This window comes from Herbaspirillum sp. Her3, from assembly GCF_057961275.1.
Genome location: NZ_CM176328.1, coordinates 1,912,222 through 1,932,610 on the forward strand (window position 1 = coordinate 1,912,222; position 20,389 = coordinate 1,932,610).

General features: G+C 63.9%; 15 protein-coding genes. 2 read left to right on the forward strand and 13 right to left on the reverse strand.

Translation table 11 applies throughout. The annotated features are described in order from the left end of the window. Positions 1-346: 346 nt before the first annotated feature. Positions 347-616, reverse strand: a complete 270-nt coding sequence (locus ACVC5H_RS08765) for a hypothetical protein (RefSeq protein WP_489621950.1) — start codon at positions 614-616, stop codon at positions 347-349. A 323-nt stretch (positions 617-939) separates the two neighbouring features. Beyond that, a complete protein-coding gene (locus ACVC5H_RS08770; protein ID WP_489621951.1) occupies positions 940-2,067 on the reverse strand; it encodes a JmjC domain-containing protein in 1,128 nt (375 codons plus the stop codon). A gap of 226 nt (positions 2,068-2,293) precedes the next feature. On the opposite strand from ACVC5H_RS08770, the gene ACVC5H_RS08775 reads away from it, so the two are divergent. Continuing rightward, positions 2,294-2,836 carry an FKBP-type peptidyl-prolyl cis-trans isomerase gene (locus ACVC5H_RS08775; protein ID WP_489621952.1) on the forward strand — a complete coding sequence of 181 codons (543 nt, stop codon included), beginning with the start codon at positions 2,294-2,296 and terminating at the stop codon, positions 2,834-2,836. A 137-nt stretch (positions 2,837-2,973) separates the two neighbouring features. Here ACVC5H_RS08775 and ACVC5H_RS08780 read toward each other — a convergent pair whose 3' ends face one another. The 5 genes from ACVC5H_RS08780 to ACVC5H_RS08800 all read right to left on the reverse strand — a co-directional run bounded on the left by ACVC5H_RS08780 (position 2,974) and on the right by ACVC5H_RS08800 (position 11,463). After that, positions 2,974-3,924 (reverse strand): hypothetical protein, encoded by a 951-nt coding sequence (locus ACVC5H_RS08780; RefSeq protein ID WP_489621953.1) that lies wholly within the window; start codon positions 3,922-3,924, stop codon positions 2,974-2,976. A gap of 54 nt (positions 3,925-3,978) precedes the next feature. Beyond that, a complete protein-coding gene (gene mutS, locus ACVC5H_RS08785) occupies positions 3,979-6,660 on the reverse strand; it encodes a DNA mismatch repair protein MutS (protein WP_489621954.1) in 2,682 nt (893 codons plus the stop codon). 400 nt (positions 6,661-7,060) lie between these two features. Further along, positions 7,061-8,632, reverse strand: a complete 1,572-nt coding sequence (locus ACVC5H_RS08790; protein WP_489621955.1) for a DHA2 family efflux MFS transporter permease subunit — start codon at positions 8,630-8,632, stop codon at positions 7,061-7,063. Between the two features lie 30 nt (positions 8,633-8,662). Further along, positions 8,663-9,898: an EmrA/EmrK family multidrug efflux transporter periplasmic adaptor subunit gene (locus ACVC5H_RS08795; protein ID WP_489621956.1), complete on the reverse strand. Its 1,236-nt coding sequence runs from the start codon at positions 9,896-9,898 to the stop codon at positions 8,663-8,665. Between the two features lie 5 nt (positions 9,899-9,903). Beyond that, positions 9,904-11,463, reverse strand: a complete 1,560-nt coding sequence (locus tag ACVC5H_RS08800) for an efflux transporter outer membrane subunit (RefSeq protein WP_489621957.1) — start codon at positions 11,461-11,463, stop codon at positions 9,904-9,906. 243 nt (positions 11,464-11,706) lie between these two features. Between ACVC5H_RS08800 and ACVC5H_RS08805 the strand changes: the two genes are divergently transcribed. Continuing rightward, positions 11,707-12,309, forward strand: coding sequence for a TetR/AcrR family transcriptional regulator (locus ACVC5H_RS08805; protein ID WP_489621958.1), 603 nt, complete (start codon positions 11,707-11,709; stop codon positions 12,307-12,309). Positions 12,310-12,315: 6 nt separating this feature from the next. Here the strand turns inward: ACVC5H_RS08805 and ACVC5H_RS08810 are convergent, their stop codons facing one another. From ACVC5H_RS08810 to xdhA, 6 genes are all read right to left on the reverse strand, one after another. Beyond that, complete coding sequence (locus ACVC5H_RS08810; protein WP_489621959.1) at positions 12,316-13,299, reverse strand: type II TA system antitoxin MqsA family protein; 984 nt, start codon at positions 13,297-13,299, stop codon at positions 12,316-12,318. Next, positions 13,299-13,694, reverse strand: coding sequence for a hypothetical protein (locus tag ACVC5H_RS08815; protein ID WP_489621960.1), 396 nt, complete (start codon positions 13,692-13,694; stop codon positions 13,299-13,301). Before ACVC5H_RS08815 ends, ACVC5H_RS08810 begins: the two co-directional genes overlap by 1 nt. A 222-nt stretch (positions 13,695-13,916) precedes the next feature. Then, a complete protein-coding gene (gene guaD, locus ACVC5H_RS08820) occupies positions 13,917-15,215 on the reverse strand; it encodes a guanine deaminase (RefSeq protein WP_489621961.1) in 1,299 nt (432 codons plus the stop codon). A 169-nt stretch (positions 15,216-15,384) separates the two neighbouring features. Next, positions 15,385-16,452, reverse strand: a complete 1,068-nt coding sequence (gene xdhC, locus ACVC5H_RS08825) for a xanthine dehydrogenase accessory protein XdhC (RefSeq protein WP_489621962.1) — start codon at positions 16,450-16,452, stop codon at positions 15,385-15,387. Between the two features lie 20 nt (positions 16,453-16,472). Then, on the reverse strand, positions 16,473-18,842 hold the full coding sequence (gene xdhB / locus ACVC5H_RS08830; protein ID WP_489621963.1) for a xanthine dehydrogenase molybdopterin binding subunit: 2,370 nt from the start codon (positions 18,840-18,842) through the stop codon (positions 16,473-16,475). Positions 18,843-18,873: 31 nt separating this feature from the next. Continuing rightward, the gene (gene xdhA / locus ACVC5H_RS08835) at positions 18,874-20,358 is read right to left on the reverse strand and encodes a xanthine dehydrogenase small subunit (protein WP_489621964.1); all 1,485 of its coding nucleotides are present in this window, start codon (positions 20,356-20,358) and stop codon (positions 18,874-18,876) included. Positions 20,359-20,389: the final 31 nt, after the last annotated feature.

Sequence of the window (20,389 nt, forward strand, 5' to 3'; positions counted from 1 at the left end):
GTGTCAGAAACAATTTGTTTCTCTTTTTATCCAGCTTGAAGACCCTCTTTTCCAATGCCTGCGGAAGCAGGAGCCGTGCTGCCGGTGATATTGTGTCTTCGATAATAAATGCGGCCTCTGGAAGGCCTGTCAGGCCCTTGTCAGTAGGTGCATGAGGGATACGTGCTTTGAGGCGTTTCCAGCGCGTTCTGATGCGTTTGCGCCAGATCAAGAAGTGATGGGATGGAAGAATCCGGAGCGCGGATGCGAGGACGCGGAGAAATGAAGGAAAAGGCAGCAGCGGGGAAAAAACGGGACGAAAAAAAACCGGTCTCGCGACCGGTTTTTTCCGAAAATAATCCGAAGATTACTTGGCCGGAGCTTCAGCCGGCTTTGCATCAGCGGCCGGAGCAGCGTCAGCAGGCTTGGCAGCGTCAGCAGCCGGAGCAGCGGCGTCGGCCGGCTTGGCAGCGTCAGCAGCAGGAGCGGCGTCAGCCGGCTTTGCATCAGCAGCCGGAGCAGCAGCGGCCGGAGCTTCAGCAGCAGGAGCAGCTGCGGGTGCCGGAGCTTCTTCCTTCTTGCCGCAAGCAGCCAGAGCAACAGCCAACAACGAAGCGATCAACAGAGTCTTTTTCATGAATATTCCTTCAATATTTAAAAATTGTGCGATGAATAATTACCGGTAATTATCGCTCTACTGGGAGGCTTTCGCCGCGGGGTATGACCTCACGGTCGGGCTTCGGTTCTGCTTCTTTTTTGCTGCCGAAACAACGCCTGACAACGAAAACTTTCCAGCCCATCATTATAGCTATTTTTTCTCGAAATCGCACCGCCGCAACGTTGATTCGTAAGAATTTGTAAGAACTTACATCAATGACACTATGGCCGGAATGCCTTTGCGGAAGCGACTTTCCGAGATTTTCTCAAGTAATTTCGAGCACCCCGCGCCATAATATTTCACTAATCTCGAACAATCTCGAGCCAGCCACTTTCATGCCATTGATGCAAGGCTTCCAGCAGATCCTCGGAAGCCTGGTCGAAGTCGGATTTCTCCAGCACACGCGAGTCGGCCAGCCGGGCCAGGATGGCCTTGTCGCCGCGACCGACCTGGAAGGATTCACCGTTGATGAAGACGTGCGAGCCGCGGTACAGCATGCGTGTCTTGCGGTGCAGTGCCAGACCCCGTTTCTTGGCGCCCTGGAAAAAGCGAGCAAAGGACATTTCCTGGGCCGGTGCCTGGAAGAAAACGCTGTGTTTGGGTTCCGACAGGTGCTGGCCGAGGAAGATGGTGATGTCGTCGTCGGTGAAGCGGATCTTGTTGAGCTCGTCACGGATGCGCGCCACCATGTCCAGCGGCAACTCGGCCGGCTTGGCCGTGGCTTTCAGGTCGGGATCTTCATAGCGGCCGGGCAGGTCGATGGTATCCATCATGAATTCCAGGAAGGATTCCCCCAGTTCCTGGTAGGCCGGCGAGCGGAAGCCGATCGAATAGGTCATGCATTCGCCGATGGCCACGCCGTCATGGGCATACTGCGGCGGCAGGTAGAGCATGTCGCCCGGTTCCAGCACGAATTCCTGTTCAGCCTCGAAGTGGCTGAGGATCTTCAGGGGTACGCCTTCTTCCAGCGTCAGGTCATCCTGGGCGCTGATGCGCCAGCGACGCTGGCCGTGCGCCTGCAGCAGGAAGACATCATAGGAATCGAAGTGCGGACCGACACCGCCGCCATCGGTGGCATAGCTGATCATCAGGTCGTCCAGGCGTGCATCGGGAACGAAGCGGAACTGGCGCAGCAGGGCGTCGGCAGCAGGATGGTGCAGGTTCACGCCTTGCACCAGCAGGGTCCAGGCCTTTTGCTTCAAGGGCGGCAACTTGGTGAAGGGGCCGTGTTCCATGTCCCAGCCGCCGGGGCGATGGGTGATGAGGCGCGATTCGACATCTTCCAGGCGGGCCAGGTCGAACAGCTGCTGGCGCGGCAGCGGCGCGGTGAAACCGGGGATGGCGTTGCGGATCAGGAGCGGCTTCTTGTGCCAGTAGTCACGCAGGAATTGGGCGGGCGTGATGCCGCCGAGCAGATCGAGTTTTTTCATGGCCGCCATTATAGAGGTGCCAGCGCGGCCGCACTTGGTTGACGGCGACCAAGTTTGATGCAGGTATAATCGCGGAGTCGAGAAACCGTTTTTGAAAGCGTCCTTGCCTCGCGGGAATGGCAAGGGGATGGTTCTTAGGCCCCAACCCGGGTGGCAGATGTCCCGCGCGACTCCCTCCGCAGCCTCTGCCGCTCCCGCACCACTATCGATACAAAGGACCCTTACGATGAAGATCGCGAAGAATACCGTCGTTTCCGTCAACTACAAGCTGTCGGATGCCCAGAACAACCTGATCGAGCAAAGCAGCGAGCCGATGGTCTACCTGCACGGCGGCTACCACAACACCCTGCCCAAGATCGAAGAAGCGCTGGACGGCAAGGAAACCGGCTACAGCACCACCCTCCAGGTCGAGCCGGAAGATGCCTTCGGCGAATACGATTCCGAGCTGGTCAAGATCGAGCCGGTCGAGCGCCTGCCGCAGCCGCTGGAAGTGGGCATGCAGTTCGAAGGTTCGCCTGACGACGACAGCGAAGAGTCGGTCATCTTCACCGTCACCGAAGTGGCTGACGGCAAGGCCGTGCTGGATGGCAACCACCCGCTGGCCGGCATCGCCCTGCGTTTCGAGCTGTCGGTGATCGAAGTGCGCGCCGCCTCCGAAGAAGAAGTGGCCCACGGCCACGTGCACGGTGCCCATGGCCATCATCACCACCACGATGACGAAGATGAAGGCGAAGCCGGCGACCACTTCCGCAGCCAGCCGCTGAACTGATCGACCACCTCCGCAGGAAAATTCTGAAAATCGGGAAATTCCTTCCGGCGATGTGAAAAAAACGCCCGCAGATCCGCTCTGCGGGCGTTTTTGTTCATATAAACGGAAAAAAGCCCTTAACCGGCTCTGTATCCGGCCTAACGCCGCTCTCCATCCGCATCGGCCACCGCAAACAGCTGCGGCAGATGGTCATCCACCACGATCTTGAGCCAGCGCTCGCCCACGCCGACATTGCCCAGGTTGCCGCCCGTCCAGAGGATGTGGGCGGGCGTCTTGGTCTTGCCGCCCTGGCCGTGCACCACCAGCACGCGTCCCGGGAATTTTGCGGCCAGTTCGGTGAACAGCTTGCGCGTCTCGGCAAAGCCGTCGCGCTGGGTGCGGAAGAAGGAGTGCCGGGGCGGCGGGCCGAAGGGATTGCCATCGCAGAAAAAGACGATGGCCGCGCTCTTCTTCAGCGCGGCAAAGGCGAACAGGTGCTGCAGCCAGTTGCGGTTGGCGATGAGGCGGTCCTCGAATTCGTTATTGCGTCCACCGTCGAGCAGGAAATGATTGTTGGCCGCCGGCAGGTTGACGGTGGCAAAGAGCAGGTTGCCCACTTCCCAGCGGGTGTTCTCGGCATAGCTGCGGAATTTGGGCGTGAGTGACTGGCGCAGCATCGGCAGCCGGCTCGCCCCCAGCGAGAACTCGCCGGCATAGAAGATCTCGCGCATGCGCGCCAGGCGTTCGATGGCATCCGAGCGGTTTTCACGGTCGCGGCAGGTGATCCAGTCGCTGCCGGCCAGCGACACGAAGATGCCATTCTGCGCCTGCGCGAGCAGGTCATGCCGTTCGGCGTAGAGCGCGTCATCACAGCTTTCGGAAGGCGACTTGATGCCGTTGACCACCACGAAGGCAAGGTTGTCGGCATCGGTCTCGGCCAGCGCCTGGCGCAGCGCCTCGTCGCCCTTGACGCCGGCGGCGGCGTGGTTGATCACGCCAAACGAGAAATCCTGCGCACCGGCCCAGGCCGTACCGGTCCCGGTAGCCAGCACGGCGACAGCGGTGAGGCAGGTACACAGCAGGATGCGTCGGATCGGCGGGATCGGCATGCAGTCTCTCTGCGGGTCAAAGGGGGGCAACGGGCGGAGTTAGCCGTGGTCTCGTTATTGTCCCCGGCTCAGGGCCTTGAGCTGGTACAGCGCTTCCAGCGCCTGGCGCGGCGTGAGGGCATCCGGATCAATGCCATCCAGGGAGTGCAGCAGCGCCTGGGCCAGCGGATCGGGTTCGACCGCGCTCGCGGGATTGCGTTCATCGTGCGTTTCTTCAGCTTCCTCTACGGGTTCCGTGAAGGAAGCTGAGCTGAACAGGTCGAACTGCGGCGTCGGCTGCATGGACTGGCTTTCCAGCGCCGACAGATGCTTGCGCGCAGCCCGGATGACCGGCGCCGGCACCCCGGCCAATTGAGCCACCTGCAGGCCGTAGCTCTGCGAGGCCGGGCCGCTCTGCACAGCATGCAGGAAGACGATGCTGTCCTTGTGCTCCACCGCAGAGAGATGCACGTTGGCTGCGCTTGGGTGGACCTCGGGCAGTTGCGTCAGCTCGAAGTAATGGGTGGCGAAGAGGGTGAAGCTGCGCGTGACGTCGATCAAGTGCTTGGCAATCGCCCAGGCCAGCGCCAGCCCGTCGAAGGTCGAGGTGCCACGCCCGACCTCATCCATGAGCACCAGCGAATGTTCGGTGGCGTTGTTGAGGATGGAGGCCGATTCGGTCATCTCGACCATGAAGGTGGAGCGGCCACCGGCCAGGTCGTCAGCCGCGCCGATACGTGTAAAGATGCGGTCGATCGGTCCGATCACCGCGCTGGTGGCCGGCACGAAGCTGCCCACGTAGGCCAGCAGCGTGATCAGCGCCACCTGGCGCATGAAGGTGGATTTACCGCCCATGTTGGGGCCGGTGATCAGGAGCAGCTTGCGCTCGGCGGCGAGCTGGCAATCGTTGGCGATGAAGCGCTCGATCTGGTTTTCCACCACCGGATGGCGGCCTTGCTCGATCTGGATGCAGGGCTCGGCCACCAGTTGCGGCGCGCACCAGTTGTTGCGCACGGCGTGGTCGGCCAGGGCGACCAGGGTATCGAGCTGGGCCAGGGCGTGGGCAATGGATTGCAGGCGCACGATGTGCGCGCCCATGTCATTGAGCAGCTGCTCGTAGAGGAATTTTTCGCGCGACAGTGAGCGTTCCTGCGCAGAGAGGGCCTTGTCCTCGAAGGCCTTCAGTTCGGGGATGATGTAGCGTTCGGCGTTCTTGAGCGTCTGGCGGCGGCGATAGTCTTCCGGCACCTTGTCGGTCTGGCCGTGGGTGACTTCGATGTAGAAGCCATGGACCTTGTTGTATTCCACCCGCAGGTTGGCGATGCCGGTGCGCTCGCGCTCACGGGCTTCCAGCTCCAGCAGGTACTGGCCGGCGTTTTCCGACAGGCCGCGCAGTTCATCCAGCTCGGCATCATAGCCACGCGCGATCACGCCGCCGTCGCGCACCATGGCAGCGGGCTCCAGCATGATGGCGCGTTCCAGCAGGTCCAGGCATTCCAGGGGCGTGGCCAGGTCTTCATGCAGCTGGCCCAGCAGCGGAGCTTCAGCGTCGCGTGCGCACATTTCCACATAGGCGCGCAACGAGCCGAGTTGCTGCAGGCCGCTACGCAATCCTGCCAGATCGCGCGGACGCGCCGACAGCAGGGCGATGCGCGTGGTGATGCGCTCGATGTCGGGCACGGCGGCCAGCGTGGCCGAGAGGCCCGAGCAGGCATCGGTGCGCATGAGCGCATTGATGGCGGCGTGGCGTTCGCGCGCCACCTGCTGGTCGCGCAGGGCGTGATGCAGCCAGTGGCGCAGCAGGCGCGAACCCATGGCGGTGCGGCAGTGGTCCAGCGTGGAGAAGAGCGTGGGGGCCAGGGCATTGGCGTCCTGGGCGCGAATGGTTTCGGTCAGTTCCAGGTTGCGGCGGGTGGCGGCGTCCAGGCCGATGAATTCGTTCTCGGATTCGACGGTGAGCGTGCGCACGTGCTGCAGGCCGCGTCCCTGGGTCGATTGCGCATAGCGCAGCAGGGCGCCGGCAGCGCAGATGGCCGGGCCCAGGCCATCGGCGCCGAAGCCGTGCAGGGTGGCCACGCCCAGTTGATCGAGCAGGGCCTTTTCGCTGCTGGGCTGGTCGAAATGCCAGTCCGGCACTGTCACGGCGCGGTGCGGCAGCAGCGGCTCGCACTGTTCCAGCTGGCCATCGGCCACCAGCACCTCGGCGGCGGAGATGCGTTCCAGTTCCTGTTTGACGCGGCCGTCCAGCAAATGCGTCTCGACCGTGAATTCCATCATCTTCAGCGCACCGCTGGCCATGGACAGCCAGGCCAGGCCGACCTGCATCTGCTTGCGCGACTTTGCCGGCAGCAGCTGCATGGCCAGCAGGCAGCGCTCGGCCTTTTCGGGCAGCAGGTCGGAGTCGGTCAGGGTGCCGGGCGTGACCACCCGCACCACCTTGCGTTCCACCGGGCCTTTGCTGGTGGCCGGGTCGCCGATCTGTTCGCAGATCGCCACCGATTCGCCCAGCTTGATCAGGCGCGCCAGGTATTGCTCCACCGAATGGAAGGGCACGCCAGCCATCTTGATCGGGTTGCCATTGGAGGAGCCGCGCTGGGTGAGCGTGACGCCCATCAGGCGCGAGGCTTTTTCGGCATCCTCGAAGAACAGTTCATAGAAATCGCCCATGCGGTAGAACACCAGTGTGTTGGGGTGGTCCGCTTTGATGCGCAAATACTGTTGCATCATCGGCGTGTGGGCGGCGAGGTCTTTGGTCATGGGTCCGGGTGGCGATGCGATGATCGCTTCTTGCAAGTTCGGGAATGCACTGCCGCGCGTGCTGGCCTGGATCTGCGTGGAGGCCACGGGTTCATCAGGCCACGGCTGGCGGCGGGAAGTCAGCCTGGCGGCCCGACGGGCGGGTCGCCATAAATCAAAAATGCGGACCGTGGTCCGCATGCTTGAGCCGGGATTGTACGCGCATTGCCCCGGTGCAGCCAAGGGTGCGGCATGGCGCCGGCCTGAAGCGGGCAAAGCAGTGCGTCAATTTCGAGAAAGTTCGGGAGCCTGGCCATCAGAAAAGTCTGCGGCCAAAAAAAAAAACAGGCGGCCACCGAAGTGGCCGCCTGCCCAGTCCGCAGGGGGAGGACGGACTGTGGGGGGGAGAGGGGAAGGCGGATCAGTGCGCCGCTGTCGTATCGGCCACCCGGGTCGGCTTGGGTGCCAGCCACACCGCGATGGCGGCCAGCGAGAAGGACACCGCCGCCATCAGGAAGATGTGGTTGGTGGACAGCATCACGGCCTGGTTCTGCACCGTCTGTGCCAGCGAGGAGGTGGCCTGTTCGGCGCTCATGCCCGAGGCCATCATGGCGTTGACCGCATCGCCGCTGCGATCGACCAGGCCGGACAGTTCGGCATGGTAGTAGGTGGCGTCGTTTTCCCAGCTGGTGTTGACGATGGAGGTGGCAATGGCGCCGGACATGGTGCGGCAGAAGCTCATCAGGCCGGCGGCCGACGCGGTTTCTTCCTCGTTCACGCTGGACAGCGCCAGGCCGGTCAGCGGCACGAAGAACAGCGGCAAGCCGATGCCCTGCAGGAACATGGGCCAGCCGATCTGGAAGAACGACATGTCGGTGTTGCTGAAGCCGCGCAGGGCGGTGATCAGGCCCAGCCAGGTCACGCCGAAGCAGACCAGCTTGCGCGCATCCACGGTGGTGGAAGCCTTGGCCACCATGGGCGCGGCGACCACCGCCAGGATGCCGCTGAGCGCCGAGATGCAGCCCGACCAGGTGGCCGTATAGCCCATGTAGCCCTGCAGCCAGAGCGGCGTCAACACCACCGAGCCGAAGAAGGCGCCGAAGGCCAGGCAGATGGTAACCACGCTGGCGGTGAAGCCGCGATGGCGGAATACCCGCAGGTCGACGATGGGGGTGTGCTCGGTCAGCTCCCAAATCAGGAAGGCGATGAAGAACACCACCGCCGTGACGGCCAGCAGCACGATCTCGGTGGAGGCGAACCAGTCCTTTTCCTTGCCTTCATCCAGCATCAGTTGCAGGGCCGCGACCCAGACCACCATCAGGATCAGGCCCACGCGGTCGATGGGCAGCTTGGTGGTCGTGGTCTCGAAACGCTTGAGCATGCGCCAGCCGAGGTAGCCGCAGATCAGTGCCACCGGCACGTTGATCCAGAAGATGTAGGGCCAGCTGTACTGGTCGCACAGCACGCCGCCCAGGATCGGGCCGGCAATCGGTGCCACCAGGGTGGTCATGGCCCACAGGCCCACCGCAGCGGGTGCCTTTTCCTTGGGGAAGATACGCAGCAGCAGGGTTTGCGAGAGCGGCATCAGCGGGCCACCGGCCAGGCCCTGCATGACGCGGAAGGCGATCAGCATGCCCAGCGAATTGGCCAGCCCGCACAGCGCCGAGAACAGGCCGAACATGATCATCGAGAGGATGAACACGCGCACGGTGCCGAAGCGATTGGCCAGCCAGCCGGTCAGCGGCACCGTGATGGCCTCGGCCACCGCATAGGAGGTGATGACGTAGGTGCCCTGGCTGGTGGAGGCCCCCAGCGCGCCGGAGATGGTCGATACCGAGACGTTGGCGATGGTGGTGTCGAGCACTGCGATGAAGTTGGCGGCGGCCAGCAGGATGCCGGCGCCCACCAACTGGCCACCGCTCAGCGGCGCCTCCAGAGGCCCAGGCTGGGGGGCTGGCAGATCGCCAGCCTCTGCACTCAATGTGGATGACATGATGAAGTTCTCTCTGTCGTGGCCGTCGGCTTACAGCGCGGCGGCCTTGGTATCGGTGTTCTGGGCCGACTTGGCCTGCACGTTACCGGCCTGGATCTGGCCGCGGGTATCGATCTCCACCACCATCGACAGGCCCACCGACAGCGGGTGCTGGGCCAGTTCCTTGGGATCCAGCGAGATGCGTACCGGCAGGCGCTGCACCACCTTGATCCAGTTGCCGGTGGCGTTTTGCGCGGGAATCACGGCAAAGGCCGAACCGGTGCCGCCGGACAGGCCCGTGACCACGCCGTGGTATTCCACCGAGCCGCCATAGAGGTCGGAGGTCATGGTCACCGGCTGGCCGATGCGGACCTTGGTCAGCTGGCCTTCCTTGAAATTGGCGTCCACGTGCATCTGCTTCATTGGCACCACGGACAGCAGGCTGGCGCCGGTTTGCACGCGCTGGCCGACCTGCACCTGGCGGCGGGCGATGACGCCATCGACCGGCGCGCGCAGCACGGTGCGTTCCAGGTCCAGCTTGGCCTGCTCCAGCTTGGCGCGGGCCAGGACCACTTCCGGGTTGTCGTCCACGGTGGTGCGGGCGGTCAGCACGGTGCTGGCCTTTTCTGCGCCTTGGGTCGCCTTGATGTTGGCGCGGGACTGCACTTCGGCGGCTTCGGCGGCCTTCAAATTGGCTTGCGCGGTCAGCAGGGCGGTGCGGGCATTGGTCAGTTCTTCACCGGAGACCGAACCCGACTTGGCCAGCGCTTCGCGGCGCTGCAGGTCGATCTGGGCACGCTGCAGATCGGCCTGGGCCGACAGCAGCTGGGCGCTGGCGCGCTTCTGGTCAGCTTCGCGGGCCAGCACCTGGGCCGCCAGGCCGGCATCGTTGGCGAAGTAACCCCGGACCTTGCGCTCGGTACGGTCCAGGTCGGCAGCGGCCTGGTCCACGGCCAGCTTGGCGTCGGCGTCATCGATGCGCACCAGCACGTCGCCCTTCTTCACTGCTTGGGTATCGACCACATCGACGGCGGAAACAATGCCGTTGACGGCCGGGGTGACGGTGGCCACTTCGGCGCCGGTATAGGCATTGTCGGTCTCGACGTAGCGCGAGCCGATCAGGTACCAGTAGGCGCCGTAGCCGACGGCGACGATGGCGATCACGCCGCCGAAGATGGTAAAGAGCTTCTTGCGCTTTTGCGCGGCGGCCGCACGGGTGGCGGCTTCATTGCGTTGCTGGGTGTCTTCGGCCAGGGTGTGGGCCGCTTGGGAATCACTGTGGGACATGATGTTCAACCTTTCGCTTGCGTGTCGGTGTGGGGCGCGGTGGCGCTGTCTTGGCTCTTGCCGTCATCGGTGGCACGGTAGCCGCCGCCCAGGGCGCGCACCAGCGCGACATCCAGGGTGAACAGGCGCGAGCGCAGATCGGAGAGCTGGCGCAGGTTGCTGATGAGCGTGTCCTGCGCATTGAGTACGTCGAGGTAAGTGTTCAGACCGCCCGTGTAACGGTTGCTGGCGATGCGATAAGCCTCTTCGGCGGCATCGGCGGCGGCTTGCATGTCGTGCAGGCGTCCGGCCAGGGCTTTTTCGCTCACGCCCACGTCGGCCACGTCCTGCAGGGCCTGGGTGACGGCCTGGTCATAGTTGGCCACGGCTTCGTCATAGCTGGCGCTGGCCGAGCGGAACTGTCCGCGCAGACGGCCACCATTGAAGATGGGCAGCGAGATCGCCGGACCGATGCTGCCGATGTCCGAACCGTTCTTGCTAAGTATGCTCAGGCCCAGCGACTGGAAACCGATGTAGGCCGACAGGTTGACGTTGGGGTAGAAGGCAGCCCGCGCCACGTTGATCTGCTTGCCCGCCGCCTCGGCACGCAGGCGCGCGGCCACGATGTCGGGACGGCGGCCCAGCAGTTCCACTGGCAGCTGCGCCGGCAGGCCGAAGGGCTTGGTCAGGTCGATCTGCGGACGCGTCAGTTGCAGGCCGCGATCCGGACCGGCACCGGCCAGTGCGGCCAGCTTGTTGCGTTGCAGGCCGATGGATTCGTCAGTGGCTTTCAGCTCAGCCTGGGCCAGGGCACGACGCGCTTCCATCTGCTTGACCGAGCCGCGCGTTTCCAGGCCGTTGGCCAAACGCTGCTGGAACAGGTCCAGCGTTTCTTCACGCACCTTCAGGGCAGCTTCGTTGGTGTCGCGCTGGGTATAGAGCTGGGCCAGTTCGGCATAGGCCGAGGCAATCGAGGTGGCCAGGGTGATGCGCGCCTGGGCGGCGTCGGCGCGGCTGGCTTCCAGTTCCGAGGTGGCGGCGGCCAGGGCCGCGCGGTTCTTGCCCCAGAAGTCGATTTCATAGCTGAAATCCAGGGTGGTACGGGTTTCGTTGTTGTAGCCGTGCGGTACCAGCGCGGGCGGGAAGCCGTTGTTGTAGGACTGCTTCATGTGGTCCAGCGAGGCATTGCCGCTCACTTCCGGCAGCAGCGCCGCCCCTTTCTGCTGGGCCGTGCCTTCGGCATTCATCAGGCGCGCCTTGGCCACGGCCATGGAGGGCGCGTTTTGCAGGGCTTCGTCGATGAGGGCGTTCAATTGTGCGTCGCCGTAGACCTTCCACCACTGATCGCTCGGCCAGGCGGCCTGCACGGCATCGGCGGCCAGCGTCTGGCTGCTCTGGTAGCGGTCGATGGACTTGGGCTCGGCGCGCGGGCCCAGATCGGTGAAGGAGGCACACCCGGCGGTGAGTGCTGCCGCCAGCACGGCCGCCGAGACCGACGCGGCCCGCCGCCACGGCAGGCTGCGCCGCTGGGGCCGCAGCGCCGGATGAGGCGCGCGCTGGCCGGGGAGGAATGAGTTGTTGTTCATTTGCGTAGATGGTGGAGTGAACGACTGAATCAGAAAATCCAATGTTTATTAACTGTACAGTTCAGTATAGTATTGGGTTTCGTGAAGTGTCAAGGCTCATTGCGAGAAATTACTCGTCTTTCTGCGGCAACGCCGCAACAGTGATTTTTCGCGCGTATTTGATGGCGATCAGGCGGCTTTCGTCGGCATCGTCGCCTATAATTCGGGATTGGCCGGCTTTCCGGCCAGCATCACAGGATAATCATGCGCAAGAAGAGTGAGGAACGGCGCCAGCAGATGATCGACATCGCGGCCGAGGTATTCAACGAAATCGGTTTCGAGGGCGCCTCGATGGCCGAAATCTCGGCCCGTATCGGCGGCTCCAAGGCCACGCTGTACAACTATTTCAGCTCCAAGGAAGAGATCTTTGTGGAGGTGATGATCAAGCAGGTGGGGTGCCAGTTCGAAGAAATGTTCATGTCCTTGCGCCATGAAGACGAACTGCGCAGCGGTTTATTGCGTCTGGCCGAGCATTATCTTGCCGTGGTTTTCCGGCCCGAGATTGTCGCCGTCAAGCGGCTTGCGATGTATTACGCGGGCAGGTCCGAACTGGGGCCGATGCTGTATGAACGGGGCCCCAAGCGGGGCTGGACACGCATTGCCGAGTTCATCGAGGTCAAGATGAAGGCCGGCAAGCTGCATCCGGGCGACCCCTGGATCGCGGGCATGCAGTTGCGCGCACTGATGGAAGCGGAATGGGTGGAAATGCGCATGCTCGATGTGGTCACCGAGATCCCGGCGGCCAAGCTCAAGGCCTCGGCGCAACGGGCGGTGGACGCGTTCATCTATCTGTATCAGCCGCGCTGAGCGGCCTCAGAAACTCAATGCCGCCGCATGGCGGTAGTCGATCAGGGCGCCCATGGGTGTCTGGATCCAGGCCTGCTCGCGGTGGGAAGCTTCCGACACTTCATTGGCGCCCATCCTGGCAAAGCGCTTCTTGATGGCGAGCAGGAGCGCCAGTTCTTCCTCGTCGAAGACATTGCGATCCGCAGTCCGCAAGGGCCGCACCTGTGTACCTTCGGCGCTGCCCACCTGCACTTCCACCTGGTCGATCGCGCCGCGCTGCTCCAGCAAGGAAAACAGCAGCCGGAAAGCCGAAGGGACCGGCCCGTAGGGCAGGCGCTCATAGGCCAGGCCCGAGAGGCTCCGGCCATGCTGCTGGTAGTGCTTGAAGTCGCTGTAGAACAGCAGCTTGTTGAGTTTGGTGACGAAGACACCTTCGCCTTCGCTCAGCAGCAGCACCAGCTGTTCCAGCTTTTCCAGCCGGATGGTTTCGCCGGGCGCGCTGCGCGCACTGCTGGCGAAGGCCTTCTCCAGGGCCGCCGAGCCGGCCTTTTGTTCCAGTTCGGCCATCAGCCGGGTGCGTACCTGGGCGGGCAGATCCCGGGCACTGCGGACCAGTTCGATCAGGGTATCGGCAGAGCGCATGGCCATGCGCATGGACTTGTCGTGGGCATCCGATTGCAGCTTGCCGTTTTCATAGCGACTCACCGTAGCCACGCCCCAGCCCAGCACGGCCGCCAGTTCGGCCTGCGACAGCCCGAGCGATTTGCGCCAGGCGCTCAGTTGCTCCGGCCTGACCATGCCGTGCCGGGTGCGATACAGTTCGCGCGCCTTCACCAGGCTGTCTTCCATGTCCAGGGTCTGGAAGCTTTCGCCGCAGCGCTGGCAGGCGAAATAGTCCACCGGGACTTCGAACTCCTCCTTGTTCACGGTACGGGTTTCCGTGGTGCTGACGAGTTGCACCGTGCCTTCGCCGACACAGTTCGGACAAATTTCAAAAGGCTTGATCGGCATCACATGCTCCATTGCCCAGGGGGCTTCTTGTAGGGAAATCGCATCGTTTGTTCGGGCCGGTGGAAGGACATGCAGGTGGTCCGGCGTCCCTCGCGCGTCACGGCAAGACAGAGCTTGATGTACACGCGATGAGCCAGTTCCGTCCTGTTCACGCACTGCACCACCGTCTTGCCGAAGTGCCAGACCCAGCCCACACCCCAGTCGTTCTGGTTCGGCCCGTAGCTATAGTCTTCGATCCCCAACTGCCTCAGCTCTCGTACCACGTCGATCATCTCGTAATCGATCTGCGCCATGAAATCCAAGGTCTTGCGCTGGCGCGACAACAGGATGTCGCCGGGGTGCAAGGTGCCGAGCTGGTTCAAGAAGTGCTGTACTTGTAATCGGGTTGCTGGCATGACAGAGGCTCCGAGTTTAAATCAATTGATCAGTTTCGTAGAGAAAAATATCAATTGACGTTGCTTGAGGGATACGTCGAGACGCGATGTTCGCCCAAGCAGCAGTCCAGCAATCACGAAAAAATGGGATAAACGCTGCCAGAATGGCAGCCGCAAAAAAGCCGGGCTCACCCAAATGGCGAGCCCGGCTTTTCGTGCTTAAGGGGCGATATGAAAGTGTTTTCAGCGCTGATGCACCCGAACCCCCGCCGAATAGGTCGCCGCGATAGCCCGGTCATCGCCGAGGATGGCCAAGGCGAACAATTGTTCCTCCAGGCTGTTGGTGGTGGCGCTGCGGCGGGCCAGCAAGGGCGTGGCCTGCGGATCGAGGACGATGAAGTCGGCGTCGCAGCCGGGCGTGAAGCTGCCAATGCTGCCTTCCAGCTGCAAGGCGCGCGCACCGCCCAGCGTGGCCAGGTAGAACATGCGCTGCGCCGGCAGGTAGGTCCCGCCCATGCGCGCCACCTTGTAGAGCTCGTTCATGGTCTGCAGCATCGAGAAGCTGGTGCCGCCGCCCACGTCGGTAGCCAGGGACAAGGGCATGCGTGCCGCGTCGGCCCGGGCGAAGTCGAACAGGCCGCTACCCAGGAACAGGTTGGAGGTCGGGCACAGGGTCGCTGCCGATTGCGTGGCCGCCATGCGGGCGCGGTCCTGGTCGTCCAGCCAGATACAGTGGGCATACAGCGCGCGCTGGCGCATCAGGCCATAGCCGTCATACACGTCGAGATAGCTGCGCGCGTCCGGGTACAGTTCCTTGACCCATTGGACTTCATCGGTATTTTCAGCCACGTGGGTCTGGATGTAGGCGTCCGGATACTGCGCTGCCAGTTCACCGGCCAGCTTCATCTGTTCATGCGTGGAGGTGGGCGCGAAACGCACGGTGATGGCGTAATGCTGGCGTCCCTTGTTGTGCCAGCGGTTTATCAGTTCTTCACTTTCCCGCACGCCCGATTCGGCGGTATCGCACAGGAAATCCGGTGCATTGCGGTCCATCAGGCACTTGCCGGCCACCATGCGCAGGTTGCGTGCATGGCTGGCGGCAAAGAAGGCATCCACCGACTGCGGATGCACCGTGCAATAGACGGCCGCGCTGGTGGTGCCGTTGCGCAGCAGTTCACTCAGGAAGAAGTCGGCCACTTCTGCCGCGTGTTCGGGCTGCTGGAAGCGGCGCTCGGCGGGGAAGGTGTAATTGTCCAGCCAGGGCAACAGACCCGGCGCGGGCGAGCCGATGATGTCGGTCTGCGGATAGTGGACGTGGGTGTCGATGAAGCCGGGGCAGAGGATCTTGCCGCGCAGGTCTTCGACGACGGTGCCGGGCGGCAGGCTGGCCGCCAGTCGGGCATGGTCGCCGGCCGCCCGGATCTTGCCGTCTTGCACCAGCAGGAGGCCATCGCTGTGCCATTGGGTGGCGTGTTCGTCGAAGGCCGGATCGTTGGTGAAATACAGCAGGCTGGCGCGGTAGGCTTGCAGGGATGGAGTCATGGTGTTTTCTCGGGGCGCGCGGCGCCGCTCAGGAGCGGGTCGTTGATTCAAAGGGCATCATACTGGAAGGCAGCAGCGTGACGCTGCTTTCCTTGAGGGCAGAAGGTGGAATCGAAGGGGAATCAGCGTGCTCCAGCGGATTCCCGGAGGGTGACGGCAGGGTGTTCCTTCAGCCTCTGCCGTCCAGAGCGTGTGTGGCCAGAGTCTGTGGCCATGCCTTGGGTTTGGGTTGGGTAAAGCGCAATTCCCACAGCTGCATCAGTTGCGCCACGACCGCGATGGCGATGCTGGCGGGTTCCTTGCCATAGATGCCGGGAATGCCGATGGGACAAGTGATGCGTTCCAGCTGGGCCGCCGAGAAGCCGCGTTCGGCCAGGCGATGCTCGAACTGCCTGCGCTTGGTCTGCGAGCCGATCAGGCCGAACCAGGCCGCATCCTCGCGTTTCAAGATGCGTTCGCTCAGTTGCTGGTCGAGGGCGTGGCTATGGGTCATCACGAGATAATACGCGCCCGGCTCGGCCAGGTCGACCGCGGCATTGGGCACGTCGGTGGCCTCGATGCGGACCTGGGGCGGCAAGCCGGGCGGGAACATGTCTTCCCGTTCGTCCACCCACAGCACCCGGCAGGGCAGGGTGGACAAGACCTTGACGATGGCCGTCCCGACATGGCCGGCACCGAACAGCACCACCTGCGGCTGGTGCGCCCGGCACAGGTCGAGCAGCCAGCGGCGGCCTTGATGATCGCGCACCAGCTGGGTCTGGCGCGACTGCTTCAAGGTCTCCAGCGGCAGGCCATGGCCTTGCGCATCGCTGTCCGGCAACAGTAGGGGATCGGCATGATCCAGCGGCAGCGCACGCCAACGGTCGGTGCCGCTGGCCCAGGCTTGCTCCAGTGCCTGCCAGGTCTGCAAAGCGGCTTCATCGGCGGTAATACGCTCGAAGCAGAGAAACACCACACCCCCGCAGCACTGCCCCAGGCTGGGGCCCAGCGCGATGCGTTCCAGTCGCCGCGAATCGGTCAGCCCGTCGGAGCCGCCCGCCAGCATGGCGCGCGCGATCTGCGCCGCGCGCCATTCCAGATGGCCGCCACCGATGGTGTCGAACTGGCCATCGGCGGTATAGAGCATGCGCGCCCCCGGCTCGCGCGGTGTCGAACCCTGGATCTGCGCCACCGTTACCAGCACGGCCGGGATCGTCTCCCGCTGCATCTGGCGCAAGGCCGTCAACCATGTCGTCATGATGGTTCTCCGCTGCGGTTTTACTGGGTGAGCGTGGCCGCGCGCACGGCATCGACCGCATCGAGGATGGCTTCGCTGGTGGCCGGCGCGCGCAGCAGCGGATTGACACGATGCGCGCCCACCGACGAGACCGCATCACGGATCGCCAGGAACACCGAGAACGGCAGCAGCAGCGGCGGCTCACCGACCGCCTTGGAGCGGTGGATGGTGTCCGAGACATTGCTGTTGGCATACAGCTCGGTGCGGAAGGCTTCCGGACAATCCGAGATGGCCGGGATCTTGTAGGTGGAGGGCGCATGCGTCATCAGCTTGCCGTCCTTGTTCCACCACAGTTCCTCGGTGGTGAGCCAGCCCATGCCCTGGATGAAGCCGCCTTCTACCTGGCCGATGTCCAGCGCCGGGTTCAGGCTCTCGCCGGCGTCATACAGCAGGTCGGCCTGCAGCAGCTTCCATTCGCCGGTGAGGGTATCGATCACCACTTCCGACACCGCCGCCGCATAGGCGAAATAGAAGAAGGGATGGCCGTGCATGCGCTTGGCATCCCAATGCACCTTGGGCGTGGAATAGAAACCATCGGACCACAACTGCACCCGTTGCAGATAAGCCTTCATCACCAGCTCGACGAAAGGCAGCGACTGCTCGCCGGCCAGCACCAGGCCATCGGCAAAACGCACTTCCGAGGCTGCTACGCCGAAATGCCCGGCCGCCACCTCGGCCAGGCGCGCGCGGATCTGCAGGGCGGCATCCTGCGCCGCCTTGCCGTTGAGGTCGCTGCCGGTGGAGGCCGCCGTGGCCGAGGTATTGGCGATCTTGCTGGTGTCGGTGGCGGTGCAGCGCACCTTCTCCAGCGGCACGCCCAGCGCATTGGCGACCACCTGGGCCACCTTGGTGTTCAAGCCTTGTCCCATCTCGGTGCCGCCGTGATTGACCAGCACCGAGCCATCGGTATAGACGTGCACCAGCGAGCCAGCCTGGTTCAGGTGCGGCACGTTGAAGGAAATGCCGAACTTCACGGGCGTGAGCGCCAGCCCCTTCTTGCGTACCGTATTGGCCGCATTGAAGTCGGCCACGGTGCGGCGGCGTTCCTGATAGCGGCTGCTGCGTTCGAGCTGGTCCACCAGCCCGTGGATCACGTTGTCTTCCACCTTCTGGCCGTAGTGCGTGACGTTGCGCGCATCAGGTCCTTCAGCGTCGCTGGGGCCGTAGAAATTGTTGCGGCGGATTTCCAGCGGGTCGCGTCCGAGATGGCGGGCTATGTCGTCGAGGATGACTTCGATGGCCAGCGCCCCTTGCGGACCGCCGAAGCCACGGAAGGCGGTATTGGACTGGGTGTTGGTCTTGCCGCACATGGCGTGGATTTCCACGTCCGAGAGATAGTAGGCATTGTCGAAGTGGCAGACCGCCCGCGTGGCCACCGGTCCGGACAGGTCGGCCGAGAAGCCGGCGCGCGAGATCATGTCGATCTTTGCCGCGACGATGCGGCCCTCATCGTCATAGCCGATCTCATAATCGTAGGCAAAGCAGTGACGCTTGCCGGTGACCATCATGTCGTCATCGCGGTCGGCGCGCAGCTTGACCGGACGCCGCAGGCGCGCCGCTGCGACCGCGGCTGCGCAAGCCCACAGGGCAGATTGCGATTCCTTGCCGCCGAAGCCGCCGCCCATGCGCCGGCATTCCACCAGTACGTCATGCGACGCGATCTTCAGGACCGTGGCGATGTGATGCTGCATCTCGCTGGGATGCTGGGTCGAGCAATACACGTGCATGCCGCGCCCCTCCTTGGGGATGGCATAGGAGATCTGCCCTTCCAGGTAAAACTGTTCCTGCCCGCCCACATCGAACTGCCCGCACAGCTTGTGCGGCGCCTGCGCCAGCGCGGCGGCCGGGTCGCCGCGCGTCAGGTGCATCGGCGGCAGCACGTAGGACTGCGCGGCATGCGCTTCACGCGGGCTCAGGATGGGTGGCAGTTCTTCGTAGTCGATCACCGCCAGGCGGGCGGCGCGGCGAGCCTGGTCATGGCTGTCGGCCACCACGATGAAGACCGGCTGGCCCACGTATTGCACCAGGCCGTCGGCCAGCACCGGATCATCGTGAATGATGGCGCCGCATTCGTTCTCCCCGGGGATGTCTGCAGCCGTGAAGACGGCGCGCACGCCGGGCGCGGCCTTGACCTTCTCCAGGTCGATCGCGCGCACGCGCGCATGGGCCTTTTGCGACAGCCCGAGCGCCGCATGCAGCGTGCCGTGCAGCTCGGCGATGTCATCGGTGTAGGTGGCCTCGCCGGTCACGTGCAGCATCGCCGATTCATGCGGATGCGGCTTGCCCACGGTGCTCCAGTCCTTGGGCGGCTGCACCAGGGTAGTGAGGAATTGTTCGGTTTGCTTGTTCATGCTGTTCTCCTGCGGATGCTGTCCAGGGGCTTCACGCGGCGCTGACCGCGAAGGCGCGCACGTCCTGGCGCGCCAGTGGCGCCTCGGTGCGGGTTTCCAGCCAATAGCGATAGAGCAGGTTCTGCGCCGTGCGCAAACGATAGGCCGAGGTGGCCCGCATGTCCGACAGCGGCGCGTAATCCTGCGCCAGGGCGGCCATGGCGGCCTGCACTTGCGCCTCGCTCCAGGCGCCGCCCTGCAGCAGTGCTTCGGCCTGCGCCGCGCGCTTGGGTGTGGCGGCCATGCCGCCGTAGGCGATGCGGGCTTCGGTGATGGTGTCGCCGTCCAGGCGCAGCGCAAAGGCCGCACACACCGCAGAGATATCCTGATCGAAGCGCTTGGAGAGCTTGTAGACGCGGAAGCGCACATCCTTGCGTGGCAAGGGAATGCGCACGGCCTGCACCACTTCATCGGGCTGCAGCGCCGACTTCTGGTAGGCCAGATAGAAATCCTCCAGCGGCATCACCCGCTGGCCGCGCACGCCGTAGAGCACGATCTGCGCGCCCAGCGCAATCAGCCACGGCATCGAGTCGCCGATGGGCGAGCCATTGGCGAGGTTGCCGCCCAGCGTGCCGGCATTGCGCACCGGCAGCGAGGCGAAACGCTGCCACAGTTCCGACAGTTCTTCCGGATAGTGGCGTGCCGCTTCGGCATAGGCCTCTTCCAGCGACACCCCGGCACCGATCTCCAGCATGCCGTCCTGCACCCGCATGGCGCGCAATTCGTCGACGCGGCCGATGTAGAGGATGTCGCCCAGTGCGCGCAGCTGCTTGGTCACCCACAGGCCCACGTCGGTGGAGCCGGCCAGGATGCGCGCCTGCGGCAGGTCCGCGCGCAGCTGTGCCAGCTGCGCCAGCGTGCGCGGTGCGTGGAAGGTCTGGCCTGCGTGCGTGACGGCCAGCGGTGTATCGCTATCGATGGCGCGCAGGGCGGCCTTGACGGTTTCGCGGTCGAACTCCGCCTTGGGCAGTTCGCCCATGCGCCGTGCCGCATCGATGATGGGACGATAGCCGGTGCAGCGGCACAGGTTGCCGGAGAGGGCGTCGTCGATCTCGCGCTTGCTCGGCGTGATGCCGTCCTTGTCGTGCTTGAGGTACAAGCCCCATAGCGACATCACGAAGCCAGGCGTGCAGAAGCCGCATTGCGAGCCGTGGCATTCCACCATGGCCTGCTGCACCGGATGCAGGCAGCCGTCGGGCTGCTTGAGGTCTTCCACGGTGAAGAGCGCGCGGCCGTCCAGCGTGGGCAGGAATTGAATGCAGGCATTGACCGTCTTCAGTTCCAGCCGGTCATTGCGCAATTCGCCCACGACCACGGTGCAGGCACCGCAATCGCCCTCGGCGCAGCCTTCCTTGGTGCCGGTGCAATGCAGGTCCTCGCGCAGATGCTGCAGAACGGTGCGGGTCGTGGGGGTGCCTGCTACTTCGTGGGTCTGGCCGCGAAAGTAGAACTGGATGGGGCGGGTTGTCTCTGGCATTTGGCTTTTACTCGAAATGGATTGTCTACAA

Coding starts and splice junctions, on each gene's coding strand:
- ACVC5H_RS08765 (WP_489621950.1), bottom strand. CDS start 616: ATGAAAAAGACTCTGTTGATCGCTTCGTTGTTGGCTGTTGCTCTGGCT.
- ACVC5H_RS08770 (WP_489621951.1), bottom strand. CDS start 2,067: ATGAAAAAACTCGATCTGCTCGGCGGCATCACGCCCGCCCAATTCCTG.
- ACVC5H_RS08775 (WP_489621952.1), top strand. CDS start 2,294: ATGAAGATCGCGAAGAATACCGTCGTTTCCGTCAACTACAAGCTGTCG.
- ACVC5H_RS08780 (WP_489621953.1), bottom strand. CDS start 3,924: ATGCCGATCCCGCCGATCCGACGCATCCTGCTGTGTACCTGCCTCACC.
- mutS (WP_489621954.1), bottom strand. CDS start 6,660: ATGACCAAAGACCTCGCCGCCCACACGCCGATGATGCAACAGTATTTG.
- ACVC5H_RS08790 (WP_489621955.1), bottom strand. CDS start 8,632: ATGTCATCCACATTGAGTGCAGAGGCTGGCGATCTGCCAGCCCCCCAG.
- ACVC5H_RS08795 (WP_489621956.1), bottom strand. CDS start 9,898: ATGTCCCACAGTGATTCCCAAGCGGCCCACACCCTGGCCGAAGACACC.
- ACVC5H_RS08800 (WP_489621957.1), bottom strand. CDS start 11,463: ATGAACAACAACTCATTCCTCCCCGGCCAGCGCGCGCCTCATCCGGCG.
- ACVC5H_RS08805 (WP_489621958.1), top strand. CDS start 11,707: ATGCGCAAGAAGAGTGAGGAACGGCGCCAGCAGATGATCGACATCGCG.
- ACVC5H_RS08810 (WP_489621959.1), bottom strand. CDS start 13,299: ATGCCGATCAAGCCTTTTGAAATTTGTCCGAACTGTGTCGGCGAAGGC.
- ACVC5H_RS08815 (WP_489621960.1), bottom strand. CDS start 13,694: ATGCCAGCAACCCGATTACAAGTACAGCACTTCTTGAACCAGCTCGGC.
- guaD (WP_489621961.1), bottom strand. CDS start 15,215: ATGACTCCATCCCTGCAAGCCTACCGCGCCAGCCTGCTGTATTTCACC.
- xdhC (WP_489621962.1), bottom strand. CDS start 16,452: ATGACGACATGGTTGACGGCCTTGCGCCAGATGCAGCGGGAGACGATC.
- xdhB (WP_489621963.1), bottom strand. CDS start 18,842: ATGAACAAGCAAACCGAACAATTCCTCACTACCCTGGTGCAGCCGCCC.
- xdhA (WP_489621964.1), bottom strand. CDS start 20,358: ATGCCAGAGACAACCCGCCCCATCCAGTTCTACTTTCGCGGCCAGACC.